Annotated in this window: 21 protein-coding genes; 15 read left to right on the plus strand and 6 right to left on the minus strand. The window is 40.1% G+C overall.

The genetic code is table 11. The features are described 5' to 3' along the window. Positions 1-14 precede the first annotated feature (14 nt). From PAENI_RS24720 to PAENI_RS24740, 5 genes are all read left to right on the plus strand, one after another. Positions 15-2,372 (plus strand): hypothetical protein, encoded by a 2,358-nt coding sequence (locus tag PAENI_RS24720; RefSeq protein ID WP_149647004.1) that lies wholly within the window; start codon positions 15-17, stop codon positions 2,370-2,372. Positions 2,373-2,488: 116 nt separating this feature from the next. Continuing rightward, the gene (locus PAENI_RS24725) at positions 2,489-4,294 is read left to right on the plus strand and encodes a sensor histidine kinase (RefSeq protein ID WP_149647005.1); all 1,806 of its coding nucleotides are present in this window, start codon (positions 2,489-2,491) and stop codon (positions 4,292-4,294) included. Between the two features lie 16 nt (positions 4,295-4,310). Next, entirely contained in the window at positions 4,311-5,891 is a 1,581-nt protein-coding gene (locus PAENI_RS24730; RefSeq protein ID WP_188114668.1) for a response regulator, read from the plus strand. A 138-nt stretch (positions 5,892-6,029) separates the two neighbouring features. Next, complete coding sequence (locus tag PAENI_RS24735) at positions 6,030-7,865, plus strand: carbohydrate-binding protein (protein WP_149647007.1); 1,836 nt, start codon at positions 6,030-6,032, stop codon at positions 7,863-7,865. Positions 7,866-7,891: 26 nt separating this feature from the next. After that, on the plus strand, positions 7,892-8,215 hold the full coding sequence (locus PAENI_RS24740) for a carbohydrate-binding protein (RefSeq protein WP_188114669.1): 324 nt from the start codon (positions 7,892-7,894) through the stop codon (positions 8,213-8,215). Between the two features lie 307 nt (positions 8,216-8,522). Here PAENI_RS24740 and sstT read toward each other — a convergent pair whose 3' ends face one another. Both sstT and PAENI_RS24755 read right to left on the minus strand, forming a co-directional pair. Further along, on the minus strand, positions 8,523-9,752 hold the full coding sequence (sstT, locus tag PAENI_RS24750; RefSeq protein WP_149647010.1) for a serine/threonine transporter SstT: 1,230 nt from the start codon (positions 9,750-9,752) through the stop codon (positions 8,523-8,525). A 234-nt stretch (positions 9,753-9,986) separates the two neighbouring features. Then, on the minus strand, positions 9,987-11,276 hold the full coding sequence (locus PAENI_RS24755; protein ID WP_410477491.1) for a lytic polysaccharide monooxygenase: 1,290 nt from the start codon (positions 11,274-11,276) through the stop codon (positions 9,987-9,989). A gap of 719 nt (positions 11,277-11,995) precedes the next feature. On the opposite strand from PAENI_RS24755, the gene PAENI_RS24760 reads away from it, so the two are divergent. Genes PAENI_RS24760 through PAENI_RS24770 form a run of 3 tightly spaced genes read left to right on the plus strand, consistent with a single transcriptional unit; the run spans position 11,996 to position 15,607 of the window. After that, positions 11,996-13,321, plus strand: a complete 1,326-nt coding sequence (locus PAENI_RS24760) for a glycosyltransferase family 2 protein (protein WP_149647012.1) — start codon at positions 11,996-11,998, stop codon at positions 13,319-13,321. A gap of 44 nt (positions 13,322-13,365) precedes the next feature. Next, positions 13,366-14,466: an acyltransferase gene (locus PAENI_RS24765; protein ID WP_149647013.1), complete on the plus strand. Its 1,101-nt coding sequence runs from the start codon at positions 13,366-13,368 to the stop codon at positions 14,464-14,466. Between the two features lie 4 nt (positions 14,467-14,470). After that, a complete protein-coding gene (locus PAENI_RS24770) occupies positions 14,471-15,607 on the plus strand; it encodes a glycoside hydrolase family 18 protein (RefSeq protein WP_149647087.1) in 1,137 nt (378 codons plus the stop codon). 130 nt (positions 15,608-15,737) lie between these two features. On the opposite strand, the gene PAENI_RS24775 is transcribed toward PAENI_RS24770, so the two are convergent. Further along, on the minus strand, positions 15,738-16,637 hold the full coding sequence (locus PAENI_RS24775) for a M23 family metallopeptidase (protein ID WP_262495716.1): 900 nt from the start codon (positions 16,635-16,637) through the stop codon (positions 15,738-15,740). Between the two features lie 193 nt (positions 16,638-16,830). Here PAENI_RS24775 and PAENI_RS24780 point away from each other — a divergent pair, with 193 nt between their 5' ends. Further along, positions 16,831-17,205, plus strand: coding sequence for a hypothetical protein (locus tag PAENI_RS24780; protein ID WP_060622951.1), 375 nt, complete (start codon positions 16,831-16,833; stop codon positions 17,203-17,205). A gap of 171 nt (positions 17,206-17,376) precedes the next feature. Further along, positions 17,377-19,017 (plus strand): alkaline phosphatase, encoded by a 1,641-nt coding sequence (locus tag PAENI_RS24785; RefSeq protein ID WP_149647014.1) that lies wholly within the window; start codon positions 17,377-17,379, stop codon positions 19,015-19,017. Between the two features lie 127 nt (positions 19,018-19,144). Here PAENI_RS24785 and PAENI_RS24790 read toward each other — a convergent pair whose 3' ends face one another. After that, a complete protein-coding gene (locus tag PAENI_RS24790; RefSeq protein WP_149647015.1) occupies positions 19,145-19,564 on the minus strand; it encodes a DUF418 domain-containing protein in 420 nt (139 codons plus the stop codon). A gap of 263 nt (positions 19,565-19,827) precedes the next feature. On the opposite strand from PAENI_RS24790, the gene PAENI_RS24795 reads away from it, so the two are divergent. The 4 genes from PAENI_RS24795 to PAENI_RS24810 all read left to right on the plus strand — a co-directional run bounded on the left by PAENI_RS24795 (position 19,828) and on the right by PAENI_RS24810 (position 24,162). Continuing rightward, entirely contained in the window at positions 19,828-20,976 is a 1,149-nt protein-coding gene (locus PAENI_RS24795) for a VanZ family protein (RefSeq protein ID WP_149647016.1), read from the plus strand. A gap of 153 nt (positions 20,977-21,129) precedes the next feature. Beyond that, positions 21,130-21,897 (plus strand): ABC transporter ATP-binding protein, encoded by a 768-nt coding sequence (locus PAENI_RS24800; protein ID WP_149647017.1) that lies wholly within the window; start codon positions 21,130-21,132, stop codon positions 21,895-21,897. Next, positions 21,884-23,803: an ABC transporter permease gene (locus PAENI_RS24805; RefSeq protein WP_149647018.1), complete on the plus strand. Its 1,920-nt coding sequence runs from the start codon at positions 21,884-21,886 to the stop codon at positions 23,801-23,803. Before PAENI_RS24800 ends, PAENI_RS24805 begins: the two co-directional genes overlap by 14 nt. 5 nt (positions 23,804-23,808) lie before the next feature. Then, positions 23,809-24,162 (plus strand): YxeA family protein, encoded by a 354-nt coding sequence (locus PAENI_RS24810; protein WP_076285453.1) that lies wholly within the window; start codon positions 23,809-23,811, stop codon positions 24,160-24,162. A gap of 79 nt (positions 24,163-24,241) precedes the next feature. Here the strand turns inward: PAENI_RS24810 and PAENI_RS24815 are convergent, their stop codons facing one another. After that, on the minus strand, positions 24,242-25,594 hold the full coding sequence (locus PAENI_RS24815) for a sensor histidine kinase (RefSeq protein WP_223178995.1): 1,353 nt from the start codon (positions 25,592-25,594) through the stop codon (positions 24,242-24,244). A 45-nt stretch (positions 25,595-25,639) separates the two neighbouring features. Further along, positions 25,640-26,341, minus strand: coding sequence for a response regulator transcription factor (locus PAENI_RS24820; protein ID WP_149647020.1), 702 nt, complete (start codon positions 26,339-26,341; stop codon positions 25,640-25,642). A gap of 88 nt (positions 26,342-26,429) precedes the next feature. Here PAENI_RS24820 and PAENI_RS33100 point away from each other — a divergent pair, with 88 nt between their 5' ends. Then, positions 26,430-26,615, plus strand: a complete 186-nt coding sequence (locus tag PAENI_RS33100) for a TetR family transcriptional regulator C-terminal domain-containing protein (protein ID WP_188114670.1) — start codon at positions 26,430-26,432, stop codon at positions 26,613-26,615. Positions 26,616-26,630 lie beyond the last annotated feature (15 nt).

The following is a 26,630-nucleotide window of genomic DNA, read 5'->3' on the forward strand; positions in this document are numbered from 1 at the left end:
ATTCGGGGGATACAATGAAGGAAACCATTAAAATCTGCAAAAAAGGGTATGACATTGTCATCGAGAAAGATTCTGGCTGCATCAGGGAATTGTATGACAATAAAGATGCTAACCGGGTGAACCTTGTTGACCGCAACAGGCGGTTCGGAAGCTTGGCCGCAACCTTTAAAGACAAGAAATCATACCATACAGAAATAAGCCATGTCGCAGACGCCAAGAAACACATCGTTATAGATGACCAACTCATCACCCATTCTTTTTCTTATCTGAGAGGTTCCTGTGCCGGTTTTACCAATTTCGAATATAACTCCACCTTAAAATACGAATTTATGGACGAGTTTTTTATCCTTTCCATTGAAGCTGCAGACACGAATATCAGCCAATTCGGCATGAACCTTGATTTCAATTTTTTAGGGAAGTTAGGCACAGGATATGAGGATCAGGTGATCCCGACATCTCCCTATACCTCAGGAGACGGCAAAGCCTCCTATTATCTAATGACAAGACCTAACGGCAGATGGGTTCTGGTTACCTCACCTCAACCCCTGGCTGGGTGGCGACTGGAGTATTCTCCCAATAATTTTGGACATTTTATTCTCGGATTGAAGATGTTTGAGAGCTTTGATGATGTTTTTGTTTCAGATTCAGGCACAAAACAAAAACATACGATAGCCCTTAGGATCGACTTTCCCGACACGTACAGGGAGGCCATGTCGCTTGCGAGCTCCGCCTTGGGATCGCCTGTTCCCTATTTTCCGGTTGCAGGGGGAACATTGGGGACAGAGCTTCCCGTGACTATTGAAGGAGTATATAACAAAATTATCCTTCATTCACCATCAGGTAACAGTACGGATATTACAGAGCATGTAGTAGAAGATAGCGGCAGATATCAGGTTTCAATTAGGCTTTGTGAAGAGGGATTCTACAGGGTTGAAGCATTTGGAAATTCCCTGAACAGCCTGGACTGTGTATTATTCAGCTTCAGCGGCTGGAACGAGCTGTTCCGCAAGGCGAGCAGTACTATCGAACAACCCTATCACTGTGATGAGAATCTTGCTGAGGGAGGGGTGTGGTGCTGGGCTCTGTGTGAACATATCAAACGGTTTGGGGTGGACCCGCAATTGGCGGACAGGGTTTTAGAACATATTGATCATAAAATATTGAATCTGTCCGGAGTCTCCCCTACGCCAGGATGCTCCATCGTACCTTATCCGCACAGGTTTGAGGGTCGGGAATATGGTCCTTACCATATCTTCGAGTCAACCCGAATACAAGAGCAGTTTTTTGGGGTGTCCATTCTTCTATCTGCTTATCAAGCATTTGGCAATTCAAGCTATCTGGAGTATGCGATTGATACCTTGCTGAACCTGCTCCATGAGCATATTGCCGAGAATGGGGCCATCCTGTGTTATGAGAAAGGAAGAGAGATCGATTATACCACCGTATGCGCCCCGGTAATTGCAGTGGTGGATATGGCGAAGGTGCTTGGGGAGAGGAGAGATCCCAGAGAGGCTGTCTTTCAAGCAGCAGCCGTGAAAATTGCGGATTATCTGCTGCAACGGGGATTTCATTTCCCTACGGAGGGGGATCAGGAATACTCACAGGCGGAGATGGAGGACGGCTCGATCTCCTGCACGGCATTATCCGTTCTGTATGTTTGTTTTCACATTGAATTCAAGCATGAATACATTCGATTTGTCGAAAGTATTCTACGGCTTCATGATGCCTGGAAGATGTACACGCCGGATGCCCGGATGTACCAGTCATCCTTCAGATGGTGGGAGACCATCTGGGAAGGCGATCAGGACGGCCCGTGCATCAATGCAGGACATGCCTGGACGATCTGGCGGGGAGAAGCCGATTTCTATTACTCACTCCTCACAGGGGATATGAACAGGCTGCTCTCTTCCTACAATGCTTATCTAACCAATCTCAGCAAGATTCAACAGGATGGCACAGTATATGCCTGTTATATTCCGGATTATATTCCTTATAGCACGGAACCTGGGGTGCTGGTCCACCGATACCCACTGAAGCCAGACCATTCTCTCTCCAGGTATGTGTGGCCGCGGGCAGTGGACACCTGGTTTAAATCGAGCGGCATTCACAGCCAGAAGGGTAAGCCGATTGCTTTGAATGGTGAAGTTACGTTTCATGAAAATTGCCTGGTTTTTATGAGCACGGCTCCCGAGTTTAGTTATTTTTTTGTTGGTGATATAAGGGGAAGAATCAGGCTTGCTACAGAGAAAAGAATCACAATCATAACTCAAACAGAGTATTTGTCAGTATACCAGGGGCGTATTGAGGCTACTCAGGGAATCCGCCGCGAGATTACACCGGAGAACAAATGGATTGAAATTGAATTAGGGTAATCTCCCATACAAGAGGGTAGTAAAGCTCAAAAAATGTTTTTTTGTCGATTTCAATAGGTATTGATATAATAATACGGTTGCGGCAGTGGATACTGAGAGACAGAGAGGGACGAGTTATGTTAAGAATGCTTCGGGGACCCGTAAACACCAGCTATACCTGGAAGATCATGATTTCCTTTGTGCTTGTCCTTCTCATACCCGTAACCTTGTCGGCTGTTTATATCTACATTCGGTCTGTCCAATATGTGGAGGATCAGTCTAAGACCGCCCTCAAGGAAGCCTTGGCAAAAGAAAAAGAGAATGTGAATCAAATTTTTAACGATTACCGAAAACTCGGGAGCCAAATTGCGCAATACCCTTTGCTGATTTCATATTTTGATGATTTATATATGTCCGATACCAACAAGATTGATTTTTCCTATCATTACCTCAATTCTTTTATGGATTGGGTCCGCAGCCTGGAGACTACGGAGTATCACTTCCGGTTCTTTACTGCGAATGACAACACCTTTCAGAATGAATGGATTTACCATTCTAAGCCTTACCGTAACGAAGCATGGTTTGAAGAAGCGATCCAGGCGACTTACAGCGCTCCATACTGGGAGAATCTCCACAAAGCCCGTATTTTGGATTATGACAAAGTCAAAAACCCAGCGATTCGCGATCAGGAAATCTCCTTGTTCGTGCCTATGTTATCCTATACAACCAACGATAGAAACACGCTGCTGGAAATTTTTATTGCACCTGACGCTATTTTTGGTGGTCTCGGCAAGATGGAGGAGTTCAAACAGGGAGCCGTGTTCGTATATGATAGCGTAGGTCAACTGGTCTATGAATCCAATCATCACCCGGCAGGTGTTCTCTCACAGCTATCCTCCCAATTAAACAAGGCCGAACAAAGTACATCCAATTTCGTTATGAAGGTGGGAAGCCAGTCCTTTCTGACGGAAATCCAGACTTTAGAGAATCCTAACTACAGAATTATTGGAATGTTTCCTCAGAATCTGGTTATCCAAGAAACCACGAAAGCACGAAACACGTTCGTAGTTTGTCTCGTAGCCGCACTTATCTTGATGATTCTCATCTCCTATGTTTTTTCCAGAAAACTGATGAAGAAAATAAAAAGGCTCGTAAAGGTCATGAGGAGCGTCCAGAAGGGCAACCTGAATACCCAAGTGGTAATTGAAGGAAATGATGAAATTGACGAGCTCGGCAAGGATTTTAATAGAATGCTTAACAGGATAAATGAACTGATCGAGACGGTATACAAAACGGAAATTCTTCAGAAGGATGCGCTGTTGAAAGCGCTTGAGAACCAGGTGAATCCCCACTTTCTGTATAATACGCTGGAGACCATCAAGATGATGGCCGAGATCAACAGGGAAAGGGAAATCTCCGATGCGTTAACCTCATTGGGCGCTATGGTCCGCTACAATTTGACAAAAGACAACAGGCTGGTCCTGATAACGGAAGAAATCGAACAAATCAGGAGCTATTGCAGTTTGCAGAATTTGATGATGAACGGCCGATTGGAGCTGGTATGCTCGATTGCAGAGCAGATATATTCGTTAAAGATGCTGAAGCTGATCCTTCAGCCGATCGTAGAGAATGCAATCCTTCACGGGTTTCGCAACTTTGATGGTCAATGTGTCATCAAAATTTCGGCCGAGGTATACCAAAATAATATCCGATTCACAATTTGCGATAATGGGAACGGCATTGAGCCCGGGAAGCTCAGAGCCTTGAGAGAACGGTTGGATAACAACCATAAAAACAGGTTATCCCCAGGTGAGAACGGAATCGGTCTGTCCAATGTCAATGACCGGCTTAAGCTGGCGTATGGAAGCTGCTATGGTATAGAGATTGATAGTGAAATGAGGGAAGGAACCCGAATTTATATCAGCATTCCGGTTATTGATTAACCAAGGAGGGATGAACGTGTATTCATTATTGATCGTAGATGATGAGAACATCATTAGAAAAGGGTTGCGAGTGATTATCGACGATCTTGGGTTCTCGTTCAGGGAAGTGGTGGAAGCCGAAAATGGAGTCCAAGCTTTGGCAATATATGAGAAACACAAGCCGGATATCATTATAGTCGATATTCAAATGCCTCATATGGACGGTATTGAATTTCTTAAAAAAATAAGGGATATAGGTGCTGATAGCCGGGTTATTATTTTCAGCGGCTACAGTGAATTTGAATATGCCAGGGAAGCTATTCGTTTTAAGGTCACCGAGTATTTGCTCAAACCGATCAAGAGACAGGATCTGGAGGCTGCCCTGAAGAGGGCTTTGGACGATCTGGACCAGGAGAAGGGAACGGAAGAACTGCCTCCTGGGAGCCTCTCCGAGACAGATGGGAATATGCTTAAAGATATGCTGCTAAGCGCTGGTGGGAGCGATGAGGTCTTTCAAATGTTTTTATCCGAACGAAGGATTGAAATGCCTTGCCCGCATTTCATCATTTTATATGCACAGTTTACCCACCTGCAACTTTTTTTAGATGCCGGACAGGGAAGTATTCTCCCTGCAACTATGCTCGGCAGTAAGCTGGTGGCAGTGTTTCCTCAGGTACTGTCTGTTTCGCATGTGAAAAACAGTGTGATCTCTATTATCAACATAAAAAAAGGAGACGGTTTGAGAGAACTTCGAGCCTCCTTAACCGAAATAAATGAATATCTCCGGGAAAAAGGGCTTCGAGTAAACTGGGGAGTCAGCGGTATTAGCAGTAAATCGGTGCCTCTGTACACGCTGTTTAGGCAGGCCAAAGCCGCCTTCATGGAAAAATTGGTATACGGCGAAGGGAATATTTATTTTGCAGATGAACTGCCTAAACTCGCTAACACGTTGCACTTTAACGAATTTGATATTACCCAAATGATATCCATGCTCAGAATGATGGATACCGGGAGGCTGGAAGTCTTCATCAATCAGAGGTGCAATGAGACAAGTATAAAAGGAATCGTAACGGTGAAGGAATACCAGGACAAGCTTTGCAGCTTGCTTATACAGGTGGGGTCCGGTATAAACGGTTCCGAAAAGGCCGGTGTTTTTATGGCTAATAACATCTATCAATTCGTGGAGGAACTGGAGGAATGTACTTCTTTACCGGCCGCCAATAAGCGCTTTATTGATACTTTAGTATTGATAAGTACCTATGACCATAAAGAAGGAACAAAATCAGGAGACAATAAATCAATTGCGCTTGTCAAACTATTCATCCAGAAGAATTTCCACAAGGTAATCAATCTCGATATGCTGGCAAATCAGGTTTCCATGAATCCTTCCTACTTCAGTGTATTGTTCAAAAAGGAGGAGGGCATATCCCTAACCGATTATATTGTGAATGTCAGAATAAACAAGGCAATGGAATACCTAAGAGATCCCCAGTTCAAAGTGTACGAGGTCGCAACCAAAACCGGATTCAATGATGAGAAGTATTTCAGCAAGGTATTTAAGAAAAATGTGGGAATTACACCTAAGGAATATAAAGAAAAAAGCATATTCCACATGTAGGTTTATTTTTAACAACAATAAATGCGATTTCAATAAATATGGCACGCTTTCTTGAAATTTTCCATTCTTTTTTACGGGCAGTGTTGCTAATATTCAGATTGTGGTCCCCTACAACACAAGTTTAGAGGAGGAGAAAAAATGACTCGGGCTAAGAATAGGTTTTATTGGATGTTTTTTTTATCTTTTTTGGTAGCGTTTACAGTCGGTTATGTCCGGCATGCCGAAGCAGCAGGAACTAGTACAGTCTATCCGTTTCCGGCAAGTCTCGCTTCAAACAGCGATTTTCAGGTGTGGGTCGAAAACACTTCATCACCCGTATGGACTGCACCGGGAATGGCTGCTACCCCCAAAGCAGTTACCAGCTTCGCATTCACGGGTACGGTGACTGTTAAGGTACAGTACAAGTCCAATTTCACATCAGCTAATATTATGCCTTCCCAATACGGAATAACGTATACTAAACCGGCGGCCGACCAGCTTCAGTTCACGTTAAACGATTATAAAAAAAGCAAAATTATTATTCAGATCGACAACGATCCGAATAAAGAGCTTTTCTTGTTCGGGGATCCGCCTGTAGCGACGCCTCCTGCCGGTGCAACCGTCTATCAAGCAGGGGCGCATTATCCCGCTAATAATGAACTCACGATGCAGGACAATCAGACGATTTTCCTCATGCCGGGAGCTGTTCTGCATGCCAGAATTGATACCGCTAACAATTCCAACCTAAAAATTCTGGGCCCAGGAATCGTTGTTGCCTATGATACAGGTGTGAATCCGAATGAATCAGAGTTTGAAAACAACATGGTATTCTATAAATCCAACAATGTCGAGTTGCGGGATTTCATCCTGGTACGAAATTTTAACGACAATCTGATCCATCAACTGGTTGTACGCAATACGGACAATGTGTCCATAGACAATGTTAAAGTTATTAGCGATGCTAGATGCTCCGACGGTTTATCGCTTGGTGGAAATAATGGGGTAGATGTTAAGAATTTCTTCAGTGTATCCGGTGATAATAATCTTGTCATTGGCTGGTGGGGCAAAACCGATAATGTAACGATCGATAATTACATTGCTTATTTCCCCGAACATGCCGGCATTGCTCAAACTTCAGCCATCTTCGCTCAGGGAATTGAGGGAACTAAGCCGGGCGAGGATACCAGCTCGATTGGAACTGTTCGCATTACTAACTTCTATGCCATAAAGCAAACAAATGTACTGGGAAGCATATGGGGTAAAATTCAGGACAATATCGATAATTTTACGATCGAAAATCTCTATACCGAGCCGGGTTCGACTAGGGACAACTTGCTGTATTTTGACCTGAATGTATCCTCCAATAAAAATTTCAACCTGAAGAATGTATACTTTGATAAAACCACTGGAGGCTATCTTAGTGATAAATATTATGTAAGATTTGACAACGTATATTATAAAGGCAATTTGGTCGCCAATACTTCCGCTGCTAATGTTACAGGCTCTGGGAAAGTTCAAGTGTTGAATGGGACATCCGGGAAGCACTATGAATTTGAAAATGGTCAATTGAATGGGCCAATTGCCGCCAATAAGAATTATGCATCCTTTGGAAAAGCTGTGGCCGTTATGAACAGTGTAGGGAGTTTCGCGGAAGTTACAATAGATGTGCCTGTAGCCGGAGACTATATACTGGATATTGCCTATGCGAACGGATCGGGGGCGGATGCCGCCCAAAGCGTCTATGTAAATGGAATTTACAAGTTCCAGGCCTCATTCCCCAAGACAAATGCTGGATGGGACCAGTCTGCCTCCTCATGGAAGAAAGTATCTGGCGTCGGAACGGTAAACCTGCAAGCGGGGACCAACAAAATTAAAATCCAAAAGGATTCCAATGACATCTACACAGCAGACCTTGACTATCTTGAGGTAACTTTAAAGCCTATCCATGTGGAGATGGAAACCGGAACCGTTGAACCGTTGGTGGAGGCGCGCTGATTGTAAACAAGTACTATGCCTCCGGATTGAAGGCTGTAGGGGTTATGGATGCTGTAGGAAGCTATGTCAATCTCACCGTAACCGTTCCGAGTGCAGGCAACTACAAGGTAGATTTCCGATATGCAAACGGAACAGCCACGAACGCAACCAAAAATGTTTACGCTAACGGGGGATTCCAATTCAGTGCGAATCTCCCGACAACCGGGTCATGGGATACAGCCACATCTTGGGTAAATCTGACCCATGCTGGCACGCTTGCTTTGCAAGCAGGAACTAACACCATCCGGATCCAGACTGATGCAAGCAATGTATCTACTTCTGATTTTGATTATTTGGAACTGCATCTCTAAAGACTAAAATTTCTAAAGAATTGTACAATTGAATACGATGATTTTTGCATTAAAAGGCATTGCGGCCTATACGACACATGCCCGGCAGCTTGGATGCAGTGATCCCGAGGTAGATCGTATCACCCACGCAGCCTTGTGTATGGAGTATTACTCATATGAGAGATTTACTATTCCGCTTGAAAGAGGAGAAAAGGAACTAATAATGGATTTCTATTTACCTTGCAAATAGCCGTTTTGTTTAATTATCTGTTTTTAGGGGAAACAAATAAGCAGGGGCCTAAGGCCTCCTGCTTATTTAACATTTGCTCTAGACTTTAATCATATATTCCTTGCCTTCCTTACGTTTTTTAGCATATTCAGCTGTTGCTGTAAAAAGTACGTCGGAGGATGAATTAAGTGCTGTTTCAAAAGAATCCTGCAAAACACCTATGATGAAACCTACACCAACGACCTGAATCGCAATATCATTCGGAATGCCGAATATGCTGCACGCCAGCGGAATGAGTAAAAGCGAACCGCCGGTAACACCTGAGGCACCTGCAGCAGATACAGCGGATAGAATGCTAAGAATAAGCGCCGTACCAAAATCTACTTCAATGCCAAGCGTATGAACAGCTGCGAGAGTTAAGACAGAAATCGTAACCGCTGCACCCGCCATATTAATCGTCGCACCTAATGGAATGGATACCGAATACGTATCTGTATCCAGTTCCATTTTTTCACATAATCTCATGTTGATAGGAATGTTTGCAGCTGAACTTCGAGTAAAGAATGCGGTAATCCCACTTTCCTTCAGGCAGCTAAAAACAAGTGGATATGGATTTCTGCGAATATTCAGGTATACGATCAAAGGATTGACAATAAACGCTATAAATAGCATACATCCAATAAGAACGAGAAGTAATTTTCCGTAATCGAGCAAGGAAGAAAGCCCGTTTGTTGTAATGGTATCAAAAACAAGTCCCATGATTCCTAACGGTGCCAAATTGATTACCCATTTGACGATTTGTGATAGAGCATCTGAAAAATTAGCAAGCAAGTTTTTTGTACTGTCATGGGCATTTCTTAAAGCAACGCCAAGAAGGATAGCCCAAGTCAGGATGCCGATATAGTTGGCATTCATCAGGGCGTTTACCGGGTTGTCGACAACATTAAACAGTAAGGACTTAAGTACTTCTACAATCCCATCAGGTGGAGTCAGATCTTCAGCACCCTTTACAAGTGACAAACTTACCGGAAATATAAAACTTGCAATAACTGCTGTCAGCCCCGCCAAAAAAGTACTTAAACCATAGAGGGCAAGAATCGATTTCATATTCGTTTGATGGCCTTTTTTATGTTTAGAGATGGCAGTCATTACTAGGAGCAAGACCAGTAAGGGCGCAACCGCCTTTAATGAGAATACAAATAAGGAACCGAAAATGGTGATCCCTGTTGCATTAGGAATCGATAAAGCCAAGATAATCCCCACTATAATCCCCATAAGTATTTGTTTTACCAGGCTCAATTGGTTCCATTTGAGTATAAATGTTTTCATGTATTCCCTCCGATTTCAATATGGAAATATTACTAAGCCCAGCCAGCAGTTGTAATGAGGTAAGTTAATATTTAACGTTAGTTTATCATGAAAATTGTCGGCCGTGTACGAGTGCCAAAATTTGTGAAAAGGTAATTGAACGATATGATCGAAACAGTAAAAAACCACGAAGTACAGTTTCACTGTATCTCGTGGTTTTTTAAGATTTAGGTATTCGATGTTTTTATTACATCATTACTTCAACAACCATAGCGCCGGGGAATTGGCAGGCTCCCAACTGGTTAGCGATGTATGGGCTTGACGACATTCATACACAGAACCATTATAGGTTACCAACGCACCGACTGTGTAAGAGGTATTAGGTGCCCAAGCTGGGGTTGTAGACGCTGTCGCGGTTGTTCCATTGATGGTGCTGGACACTGATTGATTGTCTGCGGCGTCGAAGGCATATACACTGAACGTATATGTTGTGCCTGCACTAAGACCTGTTACTGTATAATCCGTTGTGGAGCCAGGTACAGTGGTGATTAATGTCGTTCCTCTATAAATACGGTAGCCTGTAACACTAACATTATCCGTTGACGGAGTCCACATTAACTGAATGCTGGATGATGTTGGGGTCCCCATAACATGTAAACCGCCGGGGGCTGTCGGTGCTTGCGTGTCATTACCGACGGGTGCATTGGTAGTAACACTGACGGAATTGCTTCCATTTGAGACATTGCCAGCAGCGTCTCTTGCCTTGACACTAAAGGTATAGGCAGTATTCGCGGTTAATCCCGAAACGGTGTAATTTAATGTTGTGCCGGATACGGCAGCGACCAAAGAAGATCCGTTAAATACTTGGTACTCTGTCACACCGGTATTGTCAGTGGATGCGGTCCAGGCTAAGGAAACGCTGCTGGATGTTTTTGTAGTTGACGTCAAAGCTGCTGGCGCGGAAGGCGCTTGGGTATCTACAGGGTTGCTGCCGCTAAAGTTGACATCAATGACATTATAGAAGGCGTTCGGAGTATCTGCGACTTCCCACACAGCCAAGATGACGTGATATCCACTACGTTCTGGAACGTTACAAGTGTCTGAGTAAGTGAAGGGTGGCTGAACACCTCCATAGTTCACCGAACAGAAAGGAGTAAGGTCGAATGAATCCCGAGTAAGAGCGGAGTTAGGATTCCAGTTGGGCTTTGTAATGTAGTATTTCCAGCTTGCCGTCGAATGAGCGGCAGTCAGTTTCCAAGTGAATGTATTTTGTCCAGCAGATATGTTGACTTTAGACCAGCGTGTAGCCGATTGTTCATCAAGATTAGGAAAAGCTCCGTTAGCACTTGCAATCTTCCCGTCTGCTGGCCCTGCAGCAGGGAACCCCTTAGGAGCCTCTAGACTTTGGGGCTCATAAACAATCGGGCCACAATCTGTATTTTGTCCGGATTTACAGAGTGCAGCCCGGCTAGCAGGTCCTTCAATATAGCCGTGAGAAAAGGACCTTTCCGGGAATAACATTACAACCAATGAAATAATCAACATGATACTCCCATAAGCTAGAAACTTTACCGAAGGTGAATGAGAAATACGAATAAATGACATTTTATTCCTCCTTTTTTAAAAATATCCACTGCGAACGAATGATGCATTCAGACCCGAACGTCTTGTCTCAATTACAACTCCTTTCTTTGTTGAACGTATTTATATAAACTCACAAAGAGCTCATATATCGACATGAAAGGTAAGAGAAAAAGGTGTACAGGGCTAAATTCATTGAATGATAACAATTGTTATAACACCATAGTGATTATATGCAAATAAATGGTATTTGTCTACCAGAATTAGAAGTAAATGAGAAAAAAACAAGCTGTTTTAGTATGAAATGACTTCCTCGGAACCTGATCTACATTCCCCTATCTTTCCATATAATTCTTGGAATTTGAAAGATTCATTTTAAATTATGATCAAACGATTAATATACCATTTTCTTAATTTATCTCTCTCTTTATTCTTTTTTCTTCTTTTTTCGTGATGTGAAATGAAAACTAATGTATGTAAAATAAAGAGGGGAACTATATATTATTCAGAAAATTACAATAACAACGCTTTCAAAGGTTGCTATTTTTGGTTTTATTTACTATTATTAGTTGGAATTACTAACAAACAATGTAAGTGATTGAAATTATTGTGGGATTAATTGCCTGGAGAGCAGTTTAATTCATAGATTTATAAGCTTTAGATAGATAAAAAGGAGTGAGGAGATGCAATACGTTTTTTATTTGTCAACCTTCATTTTTATTGGGTTTCAAACTCTTTACACAGTCATCCCTTTATTTTTCAGTAAAGTTAAGGAATTGAACAACGATTGTGATGAAAAATCGATTTCCGTTTTAGTTCCTGCTTATAACGAGGAGCTCACTATTAAGAATTGCATAGATGCAATGGAGGGCCTAAATTATTGTAATTATGAAGTCATCATTATTAATGATGGTTCGAAGGATCAGACGTTTCAAAAATTAAATGAGCTTTTGGACTTATCGATAAGTGACAGAGAAGCAGAGGGTAAGCTTACATATGGCGCTATTAAAGGAATTTATTATTCGGAGAAATATGAAAACATATTTGTAATTGATAAATTCAATGGCGGAAAGGCAGATTCTCTCAACGCCGGCATCGATTGTGCGAGTTCTGATATTGTTATTACGCTGGATGCGGATAGCATGCTGGAAATAAACTCGCTTAAATATGTAAGTCAATATTTTCAAGATGATAAGATCATCGCTTTAGGTGGTACGGTGAAGATCGTACAGGGCGCTGAGAAAAGGAACGGAGTTATTCAAGATAAATTTACTGGGAAAGGTATTATAAAAAGCCAAGTCATCAGTTACATCCATGGATTTTATGTTAGAAAACTAACACAATCGGTTTTTAATTCAATTGTCGTTATTTCAGGCGCATTTGGTGCTTTTTATAAGAGTATATTGGTGGATGTTAATGGGTTTAGAAGTACCGTAGGCGAAGATATTGATATTACCTTAAAAATTCACGAGTTCATTAAAGCAAATAACTTGAATAAGAAGCTCGTCTACGCGCCAGAAGCCGTATGCTACACGGAATGCCCAGAAAACTTAAGTAACTTCTATAAACAAAGAATACGCTGGCAAAAAGCTTTTATAGATTGCATATTAATCTATTGGTCTAAATTATCGCGAAAGTTTAGCGTTGGCGTCAGTCTCTTTTTTGCTATTGATGGTTTTGTTCTAGGTACACTAACAGCATTTACAAGCGTTTTTTATCTCATACAATCGCTCTTTCAAGGTACAAATTTATTGAAGGCAGTTATTCTCTTGTTGTCTGTTATTGTCATTAATGCACTGCAAATCGGGATTTCTCTCTATTTATGCAATAAATATGGGAGCAATTATTCAGTTAAAGATTATATTAGGATGTTTTTGTTTAGCCAATTTGAATTACTAACCTATCGAAATCTGCTGCTTTATATGAATATCGTAGGCACGTTTAAATACTTTGATAATGACGAGGGCTGGGGATTCGTTGAGAGAAAAGGTGTATCAAGTATCAGCTAGTCTCCAACTGAAACTATCAGCATACTACTCATCAGGAGGTATTTATGAATCATATATTGAAAGATAAACGAATCATATTTATAGATGTATTAAGAATAATGTCCATCATAGCCGTCATCATTCTACACTACACTGCAGACTTACTTACAAGGACAAATGATTTCAATACAACCTCTTGGTGGATTAGCAACTTTTTTAATTCGATATCCAGATTTGCTGTGCCAGTGTTTTTTATGATAAGTGGTGCAATGATCCTTAGAGTGGAAGTAAAATCATATCGGCAGTTTTATATAAAAAAAGTACTTCCTTTAATCATTTCTTTAGTTAGCTGGTCACTCATTTATGCCGTTTACACCCAATATTTTATTCAAAAAAGCAGCATGGGCGTTTATGATTTTTTCATTCATTTTTCGTACGGTTTAATCTTTGATAAAAATTATATACATTTATGGTTTCTATACGCGATTATTGCGATCTATATAACAGTTCCATTAATTAGTAAGTTGGTAAAAGTGTGCAGTGAAAAGGATTTAAAATATTATCTGCTGATCTGGTTCCTGATAAGTGTGGTTTATAAATTCATCTCCGATCTTGTATTCAGATTGACCTCCGAATATATCAATATTCCTATAACCAATATCCCTTTGTTTATGGGTTATCTAGGATACTTTATCCTGGGATATTATCTCTTTAACTATACGATATCGATGAAAGCCAAAAATCTTTTCTTTAATTTAGGCATTATATCCTTTTTTGTAACGCCATTAGCGACCTATTTTTCTTCCTTGTACAGTGGTGTGCTAGATGAAATGTTCTATGGAAACTATTCACTCACGACATTTTTTATGGCTATTGGAACGTTTATCTATTTTAAAGAAAAAGAAACCGCCATTAGCGAAAAGTTAAATTACAAAGTCAAAAAAATAATTAGTTCCGTTTCCAAAGCTAGCTTTAGTATCTACTTAATTCACTTGTTGGTTGAAATATTGGTATCCAGAAGAGCAGAAATACAAGCTACTCTACTCCAATCTATAGGCAACCTTACTTTTAATGTCATTATTATATTCTTAATCAGCTATTTCACGGTTAAAGTCTTAAATCTAAATAGATACATTACACATGTCTTATTTGGGGGAAGAAGTTAATATGATGAAAATAAGTCTATATACAAAAGTCTTCCTGGCTATATTAGCTATAGGCATGGGATTCTACTACTACAATCTCAATGCTTCAGACAAAAAAATAACCTCCGTGTACATACCGTTATGGAAAGACTTTAAAGATCTTAACCTCCATGACAAAAACATTGATATCGCTATTCTCGCCTTTGCCAAAATCGATAAAACGAATGTGTATTTTGATCTGGACCCTGCTAAAAATGAGATCATTAAAGAAAATATAAAGAAACTGCAAGCAAATAATAAAAAAACGAGTTTCATACTTGGTGTTGGCGGCTATAAAGCGGACGGATTCTCCGATGCTTCATTGGATGGAAACCGGTACAACTTTACTGAGAGTATGATCGCAATGGTTAAGGAGTTAGATTTAGATGGGATCGATATAGACTGGGAATATCCAGCTTTTGATTCCTGGAATACGACTAAAGCCCGACCTGAGGATACCAAGAACTTTACTAGTTTAATGAAGGAACTTGATGAAAAATTGGATAGACTCCCGCGTAAAAATAAAAATTACTATTTAACCTTTGCTGCAGGGAATGAAGAGTGGTTCTTCAAAAACGTTGAAGTTAAAAAAGTAGAAAAATATGTGGATTTCATTAATGTCATGAGTTATGACTTGACTGGAGCTTGGTCAGATACGACAGGGTATAATTCGAATTTATTTATAGATAAGCATAAAAAAAGCAAAACCAGCGTGGATCGTATTATTCGTTTATATTTAGATCGTGATGTTGATCCGAGCAAGCTTATCCTAGGTATTCCAGCTTATTCCTACGGATGGGAAAAGGTTAAAAGTGATGCGAATAAGGACGCCTCATTTTCTCTGGGTAAACCTATCAATATCGACAAAGTAGATTTAAGCTACAAGTCGATAAAAGAAAAATATCTGGACCAAAATGGATTTAAACGTTACTTTGACGAAACAGCGAAGACGGCCTATTTATATGATGGTGATACTTTTATTTCGTATGAAGATAAAGAGGCCTTGCAGGCAAAAGTTAAATATATCAAAGATAAAAAACTGGCTGGTGTCATGGTGTGGGAGTATTCTCAAGACTCTGACGACGGCATTGTTAAGTACTTATCTGATAATTTGAATAAGTAGCAAGTGCTAAATAGAAGAGGAATAGTCTGAAAAAGGCTTATTCCTCTTTTTTGTGTTTTCTTTCTTTAGCTATCCTAAAGCTGATTTGAAGGCCGAATACAAAAAAGGGCGTAAGCGGCATCCCATATTATTAGTATATGGACAATAATGTAGTTGGCGTGACTTCTGTTCCTTTTAACGGCATAGCCTCTGCATTTGTACCTTCAAAGTATAATGGCAGTCCTTCTGCAAGAATAGGTAAAAGGGTTTGGGTTGGGTCTTGGCGCTGATGATGAATATGCAGGTGGGGTTCTGATGTGGAACCACTATTTCCTACATGTCCAAGCACTTCACCGGTATTGACGTGATCTCCAACTGCAACGGTAACACTATCTTGTTTGAGGTGGTTAAGTAATAAGTAGGTTCCCGTCGCATCAATTCTGAGATAAACGTGATTTCCTTCCATGGAAATGAAGTTTTCGGTACCTGGCACAATATCAGATTCATCGTCAAAAGCTGCAATAACCGTTCCAGATACCGGTGATAGGACCTTTTGCTTCCAAATTCCGTAATCTTCCAGATTAGTACTTCCTGTATTATAGGGTTCCATGACTAAATCATAGGCCCAACGTTCCGAAGGCCAAGTGGCATGAGGCAGATTATTGTCGGTGGAATCACCACCCCAGCCAACAACTGTTTGCTCAGAAAATGGCCATTTAACTGTGACTGAAGGGTGGACGTTGATTATACGTACAGGATATGCCAACTGTATAATATTCATGGTCAAGAGGAAATGTGAAGCTAATACAGTACATAAAACGAGAGGCATCCATTTATCGGAAATTCTTTTCTTCTTGATAATAGAAACTAATATTAAAAAGATATTTAATAATACTCCTACGAAACCTAGAATTGGGATGATAAATTTAAGTGCCATCCATGCATAGACACCAGGCAAGCCATTAATCAAAAATACGCAGATCCATGACAGTAATGCTGCAGCTAAAATTGTACTACCTAAATACCCGAATGCTTGAATTATTCTTTTCATATTCGCTCCTAACGTAAAAGAAAGTATATAGTAGTTAGACGAATATAACTGGAAAATCACTTCGACTGCTATTTTGGATAATATCACCGCAGGGAAATCTGAAAAACAAACATTTGTACAACTATATTTGTCTTGTACCGTTCTTTGAAGTTGGTAATAGAATATATCAATCTCAGAGAAGGAGTTGATTTAGTTGGCCAACAGTGATGTACGTCTTGCTCTATGGTCGGGTACTAATTTTACCAATCGCCGGATTCGATTCAGACGTGGAGGAGTTGCGGTTCGTGATCTTGGAGCGTTTCGGTTTAACAACGTTCTTTCGAGTTTCCGACTCAGAAATGTTGTGGAGAGCTCTCAAGTAACGCTTGTTCTATTTTCACGCATTAACTTTCAGGGATCGTTCCGTGTGTTCCGTGGCAGCCAAAACGTAGCGAACTTGAATAATTTTAACTTTAACAATGTCACATCTTCGTTTATATTGGTAGGCCGTATCCTTACAAGCTCCGAAATTTCCCAAATTCAAAGCACTGGTAGAGCGCCTCGAGATATCCTCGTAATAAGACAATAATAATGCAAAGGGTGCCCTAGGGCGCCCTTTTTTTTGCAATTATCAGTAGCACAGGTCAAGACAAAATATGCATAGAATTTAATATATAACAAGAGAATAGGTGCTGTCCCGCAAACAATCCTCCTTTAAACTAGTAACGTACTTAACAAAATCTGCTAGAGGAGGATTCAAATGCGCAAAAAGGTTATCGGGAGAATTTGCAGTACCGTTATGGTTTGTAGTCTGCTTGCAGCAGGCAACGGAACGACCTACGCCAGTGGCGCCAATAACTCTGATGCTCCTACCAACAAATCGGTCAAGAACGTGATCCTGTTTATTACGGATGGGATGAGCTTATCCGATGTGAACTTGGCCAGATGGTATCAGGGAGGGCAGGCGCTTGCGATGGATAAGTATTTCAGCGGGCTGGTGAGAACTTATTCTACGGATTCACTGACCACAGATTCCGCTGCGGGAGCTACGGCTTATGCCACAGGACATAAGGTTAAGAGTGAGACCGTATCCATACTTCCCGACCGAATAACGATGCCGTTCGTGGGTGCAGTTAAGCCAGAGGACGTGAACAAACCTCTGCCTACCATTATGGATGCAGCGAGAATGGCAGGGAAAAGTACAGGAACGGTATTTACTTGTGAATTAACAGATGCGACGCCGGCTACATTTTTAAGTCATGCATACACGCGTGACAATGCGCAGTCTATTGCAGAACAGATGGTCTACAGTGGTGTAGATGTTCTACTTGGGGGCGGTTCCGGATATTTGGTACCCGGCAAAGATGATATTAACCGCAAGGACGGAGAAGATTTAACCAAAATCCTGAAATCAAACGGGTATGAATACGTAACGGATAAAGCTGGTTTAATGAATTCCAAAACGAATAAAATCTGGGGTCTGTTCAACCCCGAAGCACTGGATGCTGATTTTGACCTGAACCCGCAAAAGCAACCGAGCCTTGCTGAAATGACCAAAGTAGCGATAGAGAAGTTGTCACAGAACGAGAACGGTTTTATTCTGATGGTCGAAGCAAGCCAGATTGACTGGTATGGTCATGATAATGATCCAGTGGGTATTATGAGTGAGACATTAGCGTTTGATAAAGCCTTTAAAGCCGCTGTTGACTTTGCAGAAAAAGATGGAAATACAGCAGTCTTATCGGTTTCGGATCATGCTACCGGCGGGCTCAATATGACGAACTATGATTCCACCAAAGACCTAGTCTCCGTGATGAAGAAAGCGAAGCATACCAGTTATTACATTGAAGGCAGTATTAATGAGAACAATTTCAAAAAGGTCCTGGCGGATAATTATGGACTTAGTGATCTAACCAAAGAAGAAGCGAATCAAGTCAGATTGGGAATGAAAGATAATCTTTCGCCGGTCATCGGTAAAATCTTGGGGAATAAGATAGGTGTAACCTTCTCTACGGATGATCACACATCCGAGGAAGTTGGATTGTTCGCCTACCATCCGGCCAATTTTAAACCGACCGATTTCGTGAACAGCGGTGTAATCCAGAATACGGATGTGAATAAGTATATTCAAGAAGTAACCGGACTCAATCTGGCGCAGCTTCAGGATACACTGTACGTATCAAGTGATAAATTCAAGGCCAAAGGAGCTACGATTACCCTAGATAAGACCGATAAGACTAATCCGGTAGTTGTAGTGAAAAAAGCAGGCCAAGTTCTCAAGCTGCCTATAGATAAAAACATCGCCATTCAGGATGGAAAAACAACGAAACTAAAAATGCTGACGGTAATGATTAAAGATAAAGTGTGGATTTCGCAGGATGCTTTGGACTTGATTCTCTGATTCTTAAAGTTCATGTTGTGATCTGTCGCCTAAAAGTTAAAGCGCTTAAACTTGGGAACCCCTTTTTATAAGGGGTTTTTGAGTTGAGAAAATTTCGACTTGAATTGAGAGGAGGAAAGCGAAGCTTTTATCGTTTTATTGCAGGCTTCGTTCCATATGTCATCAAGCGCCAAACCTTTTCTAAGGGTCCCATGGAAAAGAATTTGAACCAAATTGTGCTAAAAATGATTTGAATAAAATAAATCAGAACTGCGATGTAGAGAATATCTTTTGGTGTAACGACTTCGAGACCTATAATTGAAATGATTATCGTCCCTATGATGCTTTGTGCTACATAATTTGTAAACGCCATTTGACCCACCCGTGATATGGGTTTCAGGAATTTCACGATTTTTTTATTTTCTAATATTAGAAATAATGTTGTTAAGTAAAACAAAGTGGTTGGGAGAGATCCTAAGGCCGTAACTGAATCTACATTGCTGTTCCCACTTTGAGAAGTGTCCCATATCCATAGTGAGAAACCAAGGAACAACAGAAATGACACCATTTGAATCCCTCTAATTGGTTTTGACAATTCTTAGGAGGGATTCATTAATAGTTCTCCTTTGAAAATAATTTTATTTCTAGGAGTCAGTATAAGTTGCGAACCTTACATTAAATTGATGCCAACATTACAGGATCCTTAAATAGGATAAAATGTTCCAATTACAGTTGAATTAGAATCAGCTTTATGGTAAAAATAAATACTAAATAAATTTAGTGTGTAATAGGGGCGGAATATCAAAGTTCCTATAGAAGGAGGGAGAAACAATGTCAGCATATACTCAACCAATCTTTGTGGCAGCGATCTTTTTTGTTGTTGTAGCGTTTGCCTTATTTATCCCATGGCTCGTTTATACATATAGAAAATATAATTATCTGCCATTTTCCACCACGTTAATTTCGTTTTCATTTATCTTTTATTTTCTAGCAGCGTTATTTTTAGTTTTGTTGCCGTTGCCAGAAATACGCAATACTTGTTCGCTACAAAAACCGGGTACACAACATTATTCACTTATGCCATTTCAATTTATAGTGAACACCTTTGGGAATAGTGGTATCGTTTTATCACAGCCTGCAACTTATAGACTGTTATTTAGCCAACCCTCATTCTATCAAGCTTTTTTTAATTTCTTGCTATTATTACCTTTTGGTGTTTATTTGCGATATTTTTTTCAAGACAAGAAACACTGGAAAAAAGCGCTAGCAATCACGTTCTTATTAACATTATTTTATGAGATAACACAGGTAACAGGTATTTACGGGATTTATAATTGCCCTTATCGTATTTTTGATGTGGACGATTTATTGTTGAATACTACCGGCGGGGTACTGGGCTTCTTTATTGCTCCAGCCGTGTTGGCGTTATTCCCATCAAAAAAGAAAATTAATGAGAAAGCAGATAGATTATTGGCTCTTGATGAAGTAAGAGGGATGTCTGTGTTGCTGGCTGTTATTATTGATATATTTATCAGCAACATAGTAGTTAAAGTTGTGCTGAGTATGACCAACGTTAATATGGTTAGTGAATTTATTGTGAGCACAATTACACTTTCTGTAACCTTGTTTATTATTCCATGGATTTGGAATGGATCGACAATCGGTACGAAAATAATGCGTTATCGTTATGATAGTAAAATAAGTCGAGTGGAAACGAACAAGCGGTTATTTAAACGCTTTGGTGCCATTTACGCGATGTACTTCATAACAGTCATTGCGAATACTTTGAATAACGTGGAACTATCAATGGATTCTCCATTTTACAAGGCATCTATATTCTTAACGTTAGGTGCAGCATTGACCTCTATCATTTTAACGATCGTGTTGTTCATTCATGTTATATTAGTCGTGTTTGGCAAACAAAAACGCCGCTTTTATTTTGATGAAGCTTCTGATTTATATACAACGAGAAAAAAATGAATTCTTTTCAATCGTAAAGGGGTACTCCGTAGTCTTAAATGGCTACTGGGTACCTCTTTTTTTTGGATTTAAGCTTATTGTAAGGTTGGCATGAATTTGCTGTAAGGTTCACAGCCTATAGTATAAGTATCAGCAAATTATGAGGTGAAATGAATGGAACCATTATTAAAAGTAGAAAACATAAAAAAAGTATACGGGAAGTTAAGTGCTGCTTACACAGCCTTAGAAAACGTGTCTTTTGACATTCATGAAGGTGAGTTTGTAGGGATTATGGGACCTTCGGGCGCTGGAAAATCAACCTTGCTAAATTTGTTAGCAACTATTGATTCCCCAACTGAAGGGAAGATTTATATGAAGAACAAGAGTATTCATGATATGAAGGAAGCAGCCTTGTCAGACTTCAGACGTGAACATCTCGGCTTCATCTTCCAAGATTACAATTTACTCGATTCCTTGACTGTAAAGGAGAACATATTGCTTCCTCTGGCGATTGCTAAAATTCCAGCGAAGAAAATCAATCACCTCGTGACTCAGATTTCTAAAGTATTTGGGATTGAAGATTTACTGGCAAAATATCCTTACCAAATCTCTGGTGGTCAAAAGCAAAGAACCGCTGCGGCTAGAGCGCTCGTGACAGAGCCTGCACTGATTTTGGCTGATGAACCAACAGGTGCGCTTGACTCTAAATCAGCAACAGATTTATTGGAAAGCTTAAGCACTTTAAATGAAAATAACAACTCGACCATTATGATGGTGACTCATGATGCCTTTGCCGCAAGCTTCTGCCGCCGGATTATTTTCATCAAGGATGGTTCATTTTCAACAGAAATATTTCGTCGTGATCAGACACGCAAAGCCTTCTTCCAAGAGATCTTAGATGTTCATGCGACCATTGGGGGTGAGGTAGATGACGTTATTTAGTCTAGCAAGAAAAAATATAGCCCGAAACTTTTCGCAATATTTTTTATACATTGCATCGATGGTGTTTAGTATCATCATTTACTTTACATTTGTGACCTTAAAATATAGCGATACGATAGCAGAACAGACGGCTTCATCCCAAAAACTTGGTTCACTAATGAGTGGGGCGGCAGTCATTCTCATCTTTTTCGTGTTCATATTTATTGCTTATTCCAATTCATTTTTTATGAAAAAACGTAAAAAAGAAGTCGCATTGTATGCGTTGCTAGGGGTACGTAATCGTCAAATAGGCTTTATGCTCTTTTTCGAAAATTTATTGTTAGGATTATTTTCTTTAATAGTAGGGATTGTACTTGGGTTCCTATGTTCAAAAGGATTTATGACGATTTTAATTCATTTAATGGGTTATGACGTTGTAGCACCCTTTACATTTTCAACGGCGGCAGCGATGAACACGGCTATCGTATTTCTAGTTATATTCTTAGTAACATCGTTTCAAGGCTATCGCTTGATCTATCAATTTAAGCTGATTGATTTATTTCATGCTTCCAAAAAGGGAGAAGTGGCGCCTAAACCATCTATGATAGTAGCTGTTCTTGGAGTGTTACTCATTGTCATGGGCTATTGGCTTGCAATGCAGGACCTTTTCACTTCTAAGGTATGGGAAAAAATTGGATTCCCCATGACTGTATTAATTATTTTAACAACGGTTATTTTGGGTACATTTTTATTGTTCCACAGTGTGACTGGCTTTGTGTTAGCAATGATTAAGAAAAATGAAAGGTGGCTTTGGAAAGGCCTTCATGTCATAACTATTTCGCAGCTGCTCTATCGTATTCGTGGGAACGCACGTACATTAACTGTGATTGCCGTGTTGAGTGCTACGACAGTAACTGCCGGTGGAGCGGTCTATGGCCTTTATTACAATACGAATGACTCGGCGAAAACGATTAATCCGAATACCTTTATGTATCAATCCACAGATGCAGAAATGGACAAGCAAGTGAGTGCTGTAGTATCAGATACAAAATACGATAAAAATATTGAAGCACTATCCATTACGTTTCATACGAAAGAGTTAAACTCGCCATCAACATTCGATAGCTCTGATAAAAGAGAATATACAGTTATCGATGAAAAAACATACAACCAATTAGCAAGTCTACAACATAAAGAAAAATTAGATGTAAAGGACAGCTACGCGGTTATTTTAGATATCGGATATGACAAAAGGTTCTCACCAATATATACAGGGAAAACTATAACAACAGGCAACGGCCATCCTCTCACATTCCAAAGCTTTAAAACGCAAAGCGTATTGAATGTAGGTACAGCAGGTATAACCGTGGTAGTCTCGGAGGATCAGTATAAAGTGTTGCAAAATGATGGGGAAGTGCTGCACTATCGTGTTCTTGGGGTAGATGATGCTTCTGTGGATTTATCTAAAAAAATTGCAAACCAATTACCTGAAGAAGCGCTATTTTCAAGTGGTCCACAAGATTACCAAACAAGTTTGGAAGGTGTGGGTTCTCTACTGTTTATCGGAAGTTTCCTTGGTCTAGTATTTCTGGCTGCTACAGGCAGTATCATTTATTTTAAGGTTTTAACAGAGGCAGAAGAGGATAAATCACAGTACAATATGCTGCATAAAATGGGTGTCAGTGCAAAAGAAATGCGAAAATCAATTGCGTCACAGGTATTCGTTATCTTTGTTGTACCGCTTGTAGTAGGGTTATTGCATAGTGTAGTGGCTTTAAAAGGATTCTCTAGTCTACTGATGATAGATTTAGCAAAACCTGTGTTGCTCTGGATGATTGCTTATACCGTAATTTACGGGTTGTATTATTTCTTAACCGTAGCTTCTTACAATCGTATTATCACACTAAATAATAGAACAGAAGGATGATTGAGATGAAAAAATTTCTAATTACTATGGGTATTTTGTTTGTTATTGGAGTTGTAGGGGTCTTTGCTATAGCCAAGATTGATTTCAATCGCTTCAATGCCGAAAATTACTACTTACAAATCACTGAGGATGGGGAACCCCATGAATATAAACTGAGCGATGGTTCGGTCATGACCTCTTATTCTTATACACTAGAGGCTACAAATGCCAAAGGTACTACAATTCCACTGGAATTTAATGCACAAAAAAATCTTCGTAAAGGCGCCTACTTGAAAATGTATGTAAAAAAAGGTGATCAAGTCTCCTCATACGATGAAGTGAAATTAGAGGATATTCCGCTAAAGGCACTAAAAAACTAATAAATTGAAGAAGGGCTGTCTCCAATAAAGTAAGTGGAGAGCAGCCCTTTTCTTTGCCTAATAAGGAAGTCATTTTGAATTATAAAAGTATAGTAATGGTGGTACCGGTATTTTCAACGCTCGTCAAATCGAGTTTCCCCTCATGAGCCCAAATAATGTCTCTTGCGATGGCCATTCCTAACCCAGTACCATGCTTGCTCGTTGTGTTTGTACCCCGATAGTAGCGTTCGAAAACCTGTTCCAGATCTTTAGCCGGAATACCCTGGCCATTATCAGAAATTGTAATTTGGGTATGCGGACTAATGGTTTCCACTCGAATCTTCACCACGACATTTTCATCGTTATGCACCAGCGCGTTGTAGATAAAGTTAAGGATCGCTCGTTTTAGTAATTTTTTATCTACTTTATGTACGGCTTTAACCACATTTGCCTCAAACTCTATCTGCCTTTCACCAAAGGTCGGGTCATTTAAAAGTTCAATCGTCATTTCTCGTAGAAACTGAACGAGATTCACCTCTTCAAATTGCAGGGATAGCTGGTGATTACGCAAACGCGTCGTTAAATTGAGGTCATCTAACAAATCTTTCATATACATCGATTTACTCTTGATAATTGACGTGTATTCCTGTAATTCTTGGGCTGTTAAATCTGTAGCACTGTCGTTAATAAATTCTGCATAACCTTGAATAGAAGCAAGTGGTGTTTTCATGTCATGTGAAACATTGCTAATCCATTCCTCACGCATTTGGTCGAGATGCTTACGTTCCTCTTCATGTCGATCGAGCTTTTCAGATAGTTCATTCATGTTTCGAAAAACTTCTTCATAAACACCTTTGGGAGTAGGCATTTTCTTAAAACGTCGTTCCCTGAGCTGTTGAATACCCTCTATTAATGTATGAAGGGGTGCAGTTAACTTTTTCCCAAATAGAAATCCAATGAGGATTACAATAAGCACATCAACGATTAAAAAAATGGAAAGAAAAACATTAACATCTTTGAAAATTTTAGCGTAGTCATAGGTCATTACGTACCGGCCTATTTTAGGATTATTAATCCCTAAAAAGTAACTGAAATTTTGGGCTTCGCTGACAAAAACCGTCGTGCGTGCATCTAATTCTTTATATTTATACATTTGTACAATTTCAATAGGAGAATACTCTATTTGCAATTCTTCAGGGGTATAAAAGGCTGCTACTTGCTCCCCTTGGTCATTCAAGAATTGTACCCAGGCGCTCATTTCTTGTAGTTTTTTGAGGCCATCTTCGTTGACAACAGGTCTGCCGGATTGAAGTTCAACATATTGTGAAAAGGTCCGGCTAAAGGTTTCTGCAGACGCTTCTTCAGTGCCAAAATTATTGTTTTTTAGCTGTAAAAAGAATAGAAAAAGAAATAAAATCGCATTTACAATACCAACGATCACAACAATAGTCATAACCGATCTTAAAAAACGGAGTGTCAATTTCCATTTCAACTTGTCTCACCCCTTGGTATGTAATTTATAACCTAACCCTTTAACCGTTAATAAAAAGGTTGGCTTTGAAGGGTCTACCTCAATTTTTTCGCGTAAGCGCCGAATATGTACCATCACTGTATTATCGGAACCAAAAAAATCTTCACCCCATACCTGTTCAAACAAGGTTTCTTTGCTTATGATCTGATTCGGATGATGCATGAAACAGCTCATTAAACCGACTTCTTTGGCGGTAAGCACAAGGGGTTCGCCATTCTTTTTTAATTCTGTCTCATTGGCACTAAGCTCAAAGGGGCCAACTTGCAAACTTTTCGGAGCCTTTTTTTCCTCTGTAAAGCCAGCTCTTCTCAGTTGTGCCTTTACCCGATAAGCAACTTCTTTGGGACTGAACGGTTTAGTAATATAATCATCGCCACCTATCGCCAGTCCTAACAGCTTATTAATTTCCTCATCCTTTGCAGACATAAATAAGATCGGTGCATTTGATGTTTCCCGAATTTTTCTGCATAAGTCATATCCTTCTCCATCTGGCAGCATAATATCTAGCAAGATAAGTTCAGGATTATACTCCTGAAACTTGTCCCATCCCTCTGCAACTGTCCCGGCAGTTACAACGTCTGCAATACCTTCTTTATGTAAAACTGCCTTCATCAGACGAGCTAAATCATCTTCATCGTCTATGATTAATACCCATTTATGACTTGCCATTTGTTTACCTCCAAATCCGTCTTTATGTACATTATTACATTATAAAGGACTCTTTATTTCTTGCGCAAAAAAATCGCAAAAGAAAGGCTTGCATGAAGATGGGTATTACTTAGACGAACATAGCAAAGCAATATTCGGTGATTTATTAAAATTCATTCTAGATATAGCCAAATCAGGTAAGGAGGAGAAATTGTTACGCCCCCTGCCTTCCATGGCATTGATCTGCACTGTATATGGCCCTTTGAAGATGTTCGCTAAAATGATGGAAAGGTGAGTTACTGTATTCGCT

Source organism: Paenibacillus sp. B2(2019), assembly GCF_008370385.1.
GTDB lineage: Bacteria > Bacillota > Bacilli > Paenibacillales > Paenibacillaceae > Paenibacillus_AQ.